This window comes from Streptomyces sp. DH37 (assembly GCF_029813835.1).
Classification (GTDB): domain Bacteria; phylum Actinomycetota; class Actinomycetes; order Streptomycetales; family Streptomycetaceae; genus Streptomyces.
Map to the genome: position 1 here is coordinate 1 of NZ_JARVKV010000279.1, position 220 is coordinate 220.

Sequence of the window (220 nt, forward strand, 5' to 3'; positions counted from 1 at the left end):
GTGAGGGGTGGAGTTGACTGGTACTAATAGGCCGAGGGCTTGACCATAGATTTGCTCGCGTCCACTGTGTGGGTTCTGAGACCACGACCGGCTTGGCCGGATGTTGGGGTTTCAATTGAACAGTGTGTTTGTTCGCTTGGAACATCCGTGGTTGGTGTTTCGGTGGTCATGGCGAGAGGGAAACGCCCGGTTACATTCCGAACCCGGAAGCTAAGCCTTT

1 rRNA gene is annotated in these 220 nt (G+C 54.5%); it reads left to right on the forward strand.

Annotated elements, in window-relative coordinates:
- Positions 1-158 precede the first annotated feature (158 nt).
- Positions 159-220: ribosomal RNA gene (rrf, locus tag QC029_RS31030) — 5S ribosomal RNA — on the forward strand; the annotation flags it as partial.